The following is a 4,339-nucleotide window of genomic DNA, read 5'->3' as shown; positions in this document are numbered from 1 at the left end:
GGCGCAGGCCCAGAAGGTGGCAGATGGCATAAACGAGATCGGCCCGGTTCAGGGTGTAGAAGTGAAAGTCGGTCACGCCGCGGTCGACGAGATCCAGCACCTGCTCGGCCGCCACGGCGGCAGAGACGAGCTGGCGCGTCACCGCGTCGTCGTCCAGTCCCTCGAAACGCCGCGCCAGCCAGGCCGGCACCGAGGCTCCCGTGCGCTCGGCAAACCGCGTCACCTGCGTCAGCCCCAGAACCGGCAGGATGCCCGGCACGACGGGAATGTCGATGCCCGCCGCACGAACCCGCTCCACATAGGCATCGTAGAGGTCGTTTTCAAAGAAGAACTGGGTGATGGCCCGCGTGGCGCCGGCATCGACCTTGCGCTTCAGGATGTCGATCTCGGTCTGCCAGTCCGGGCTGGCCGGGTGGCGCTCGGGATAGGCAGAGACCGACACCTCGAAATCGCCGATGGCGCGGATGCCGGCCACCAGCGCGTCGGTGCTCTGATAGCCCTGCGGATGGGGATGGTAGGGCGCCCCCGGGCCTTCCGGCGGATCGCCGCGCAGCGCCACGATGTGGCCGACGCCGGCGTCGCGATAGCTGCGCACCACGTCATCCACCTCGTCGCGGCTGGCGGCCACGCAGGTCAGGTGCGCAGCCGGCTTCAGCGCGGTTTCGCGCACGATGCGGGCCACCGTGGCGTGGGTGCGCTCGCGGGTGGAGCCGCCGGCCCCGTAGGTGACGGAAACGAAGCTCGGCCCCAGCGGCGCAAGGCGCTGGATCGCCGTCCACAGCGTCTTTTCCATCTCGTCCGTCTTCGGGGGGAAGAACTCGAACGACACCTCGATCGGTGCCTCGCCTTCCACCCGGCTGAGGCGGGTGCGCCCGTTCGGCGTCTTTTCGCTCATGAAACCGTCTCCAGTCGTGGCAATCAGCGCTGCCGGCCCGCCGCCCTCAGGCCGGGCGGGCAGCCGCCTCAGAACCGGCCGCCACCAGAAGGCGCGGATCGCGCGCCAGCCAGATCGTGACCGTCAGCTTCTCGTCCCGCCCCTCGTCGCCCTGCGGGGCGAGGTCGCGGGTGACGACGGGCTCAAGCCCGGCATCGTGAATCCAGCCCTCGACCGTGGCATGGTCGAAGCCGAGGCGGCGGTGGGCATGGTGGGAGCGCAGGAATTCCAGCCCGTGGGGGGCGAAGTCCACGATCAGCAGGCGCCCGCCGGGCCGCAGCATCCGCGCCGCCTCGCGCACCGCACGGTGCGGATCGTCCAGGAAGTGCAGCACCTGATGAATGGTCACGAGATCGAAGCTCGCCGGCGGCAGCGCAATGGCATGCACATCGCCATGGCGCACCTGCACGTCGCGGCCGCCGCCCTCGCCCGCCGCCTCCAGATTGGCCCGGGCCACCGCCAGCATCGGCTGGCTCTGGTCGATGCCGATGGCCTGCGCATAAAGATCGCCGAACAGCTCCAGCATGCGGCCGGTGCCGGTGCCGATATCCAGCATGGCGCCGAAGCGCCCCGGCCCCACCACCTCGCGCAGCGCCTGCTCGACCGCCGCCTCGCTCACATGCAGCCGGCGCAGTTCGCTCCAGCCGGCGGCGTTGTCGGCAAAATAGGCCGCCGCCGCCTCCGCATGGGCCCGGCGCACCGCCTCGCGGCGTTCGCGGTCGCGGCGCACCAGCGGGTCGGCCTCGTCCAGCGCGCCAAGCAGGCCCTCGGCATAGCCGCCGCTGCGCATGCCGTCGGCAAGACGGTAATAGGCCCACGCCCCTTCGGGAAAACGGTGGACCAGATCGGCCTCGACCAGCAGTTTGAGATGGCGGGAGATGCGCGGCTGACTCTGCCCCAGAATGGTGGTCAGATCCTTCACCGAGAGGTCGCCCTCCGCCAGCAGCGCCAGAATGCGCAGCCGCGTCGGCTCGCCGGCCGCCTTCAGGGCCGCGACAAGCGCATCGAGGGCAACGCGATGGACAGGCTCTTGCATCAGTCTGGCTCAGGCGACAGGGCGGGACGAAAAGGCCGGCCGTATCCGGCGGCCGGATACGATCAGCGCGATATAAAGATATCTTTATCTCTTTCTTGCCCCTTGCGCAACCGCTTCCCGCACATTCGCCGCCGGGCTGGCGCTGCGGCGGCTGCACCGCCCGCCGGCCGGCGTGGCCGATATAAAATCCCATGAAATTGATCGCCATCCGGTGCGCCCCACCGCTTGCCGGCCCGCCCTGCCACCCCGGCCGGCGGGCGGTGGGCGGTGGGCGGTGGGCGGTGGGCGGAACAAGCGCAATCCGGCCGCGCGTGCCGGCCAAACATGCCGGCCAAACATGCCGGCTCCGCTTGCCCGCTCCACTTGCCGGCTCCACTTGGCGACTACACTTGCCGGCCGCGCGTGCCGGCCACAACATGTCCGCTCTTGGCGCCGGCGCCGGGCGGGTGCAAGCTGGCGATCGCGCGGCTGCCCTGCCCCATATGGCTGCCCCGCTCCACCCGGCTGCCCTGCCAATCGCCTCCGGTTCCGATCCATGCCCGCCACCCCTGCCGATGACGGTTTCCCGATCCGCGTTGCCCGTTCGCTCGCCGCCATTGCGCCGGCGGTGTGGGACCGGCTTGCAAACCCCGGCTGGCGGATGCATCCCGGCGGGCGGCTGGAGGCGGAAGGCTGCCCGCCGCAGCCGTTCAACCCCTTCGTCTGTCACGCTTTTCTTGAGGCGCTGGAGGCCTCGGGCACGGTTTCGCCGAAGACCGGCTGGGCACCGCACCACCTGCTGGCAGGCGGCACCGACGATGCGCCGGCCGCCGCCGTGCCGGCCTATCTGAAGAGCCATTCGCGCGGCGAATATGTGTTCGACTGGTCGTGGGCGGAGGCCTTCGAGCGGGCCGGCGGGTCATATTATCCCAAGCTGCAGATCGCGGTTCCCTTCACGCCTGCCGCAGGGCCCCGCCTGCTCGCCCGCGACGCGGCGGCCCGGCAGGCGCTGGCCAACGCCCTGCCGGCGGCAACGCACGCCCTCGGCGCCTCCTCCGCCCATGTCACCTTTGCCGGCGAGAGCGACATGGCCGCCCTTGAGGCGGCCGGCTTCCTGCCGCGGTTCGATATCCAGTATCACTGGCAGGACGCAGGCTATGGCAGCTTCGAGGGTTTTCTCGCCGCGCTCGCCTCCCGCAAGCGCAAGCAGGTGAAGCGCGAGCGGCGCGAGGCGGCGGCCGGCGGGCTTCAGATCGTCTGGCGGACGGGCCGCGACATCACCGAAGCCGACTGGGACGCCTTCTACGGGTTCTATCGGGATACCGGCAGCCGCAAATGGGGCACGCCCTATCTGAACCGCCGCTTCTTCTCGCTGATCGGCGAGCGGATGGCGGAGCGCATTCTGCTGGTCATGGCGCTGGACGGCGGCCGGCCGATTGCCGGAGCGCTGAACTTCATCGGCTCCGACACGCTCTTCGGCCGCTACTGGGGCGCCATCGAGGACCGCCCGTTCCTGCATTTCGAGGTCTGCTACCATCAGGCGGTGGAATTCGCCCTCGCCCGCGGGCTTGCGCGGGTGGAAGCCGGGGCGCAGGGCGAGCACAAGGCGGCGCGCGGCTATCGCGCCGTTCTCACCCGCTCGGCCCACTTCATCGCCCACCGCGGCCTGCGCGATGCCGTGGCCGATTTTCTGAGCCGCGAGCGGCCGGCCGTCGCCGCGATGTGCGACGAGATCAACGCCGGCGGCCCTTTTGCGCACAAAGAAGACACACCGCCCCCGGATTTCACCCTCTGACGGGGACGACGCGGCCTGCGCGCCGTTTCGGGGCGGTTTGGAAAGGGAGGATTCACCCTCTCGCGCGAGAGTAGCCTTTCCAGCCGGTAAACGGGTTCGTCCGCCGGCCGGCGATTCCAACCCGATCTGGTTCGTGACAGTTCCGATGACCAACCATCGCCCGATCTTCTCGATCCACGCCCCGCAGACCGGCGGCACCACCTTTGCCGAGGTGCTGCTCAATGCCTACGGCGACCGCGTGGCTTTTGCCTATGGCCGCGAGCATCCCCGCACCCATCCCCGCATCCGCGAGGCCGGTGCCACGCTCGACCGCGCCGCCGTTGCCGCGCTGGCCGGCGAGGGCGTGCTCGTGATCCACGGCCACTTCTCGGTGGCCGACCTCGCGGAAATCGAACCCGATCCGGGCCAGTACTGGATCTGGCTGCGCGACCCGATCGAGCGCACCATCGCCCACTACCACTATTATGCGCAGGAGGCCGGCGCCCGCTCCAAGCTGGGCCGCTCGGTGGCCGCCGGCACGGTTTCCATGGCCGGTTTCGCCGCCCATGCCGCCATCCGCAACCTGCAATCGCGCTATGTCGGCTCGGTGCCGCTC

Annotated in this window: 4 protein-coding genes; 2 read left to right on the top strand and 2 right to left on the bottom strand. The window is 70.0% G+C overall.

Annotated elements, in window-relative coordinates; genetic code table 11:
* Positions 1 to 895, bottom strand: an 895-nt coding sequence (gene metF / locus V7067_RS15975; RefSeq protein ID WP_334176892.1) for a methylenetetrahydrofolate reductase [NAD(P)H], incomplete at its 3' end; no start/stop codon positions are given.
* A 46-nt stretch (positions 896 to 941) separates the two neighbouring features.
* Entirely contained in the window at positions 942 to 1,970 is a 1,029-nt protein-coding gene (locus tag V7067_RS15970) for a metalloregulator ArsR/SmtB family transcription factor (RefSeq protein WP_334176891.1), read from the bottom strand.
* 535 nt (positions 1,971 to 2,505) lie between these two features.
* Between V7067_RS15970 and V7067_RS15965 the strand changes: the two genes are divergently transcribed.
* Both V7067_RS15965 and V7067_RS15960 read left to right on the top strand, forming a co-directional pair.
* Complete coding sequence (locus tag V7067_RS15965; protein ID WP_334176890.1) at positions 2,506 to 3,744, top strand: GNAT family N-acetyltransferase; 1,239 nt, start codon at positions 2,506 to 2,508, stop codon at positions 3,742 to 3,744.
* 145 nt (positions 3,745 to 3,889) lie between these two features.
* On the top strand, positions 3,890 to 4,339 hold a 450-nt coding region (locus tag V7067_RS15960), incomplete at its 3' end, for a hypothetical protein (RefSeq protein WP_334176889.1).

It is taken from the genome of Pseudoxanthobacter sp. (genome assembly GCF_036822375.1).
Taxonomy (GTDB): Bacteria; Pseudomonadota; Alphaproteobacteria; order Rhizobiales; family Segnochrobactraceae; genus Pseudoxanthobacter.
The sequence above is the reverse complement of the archived record's forward strand: the minus strand, read 5'-3'. Positions and strand labels throughout refer to the sequence as shown.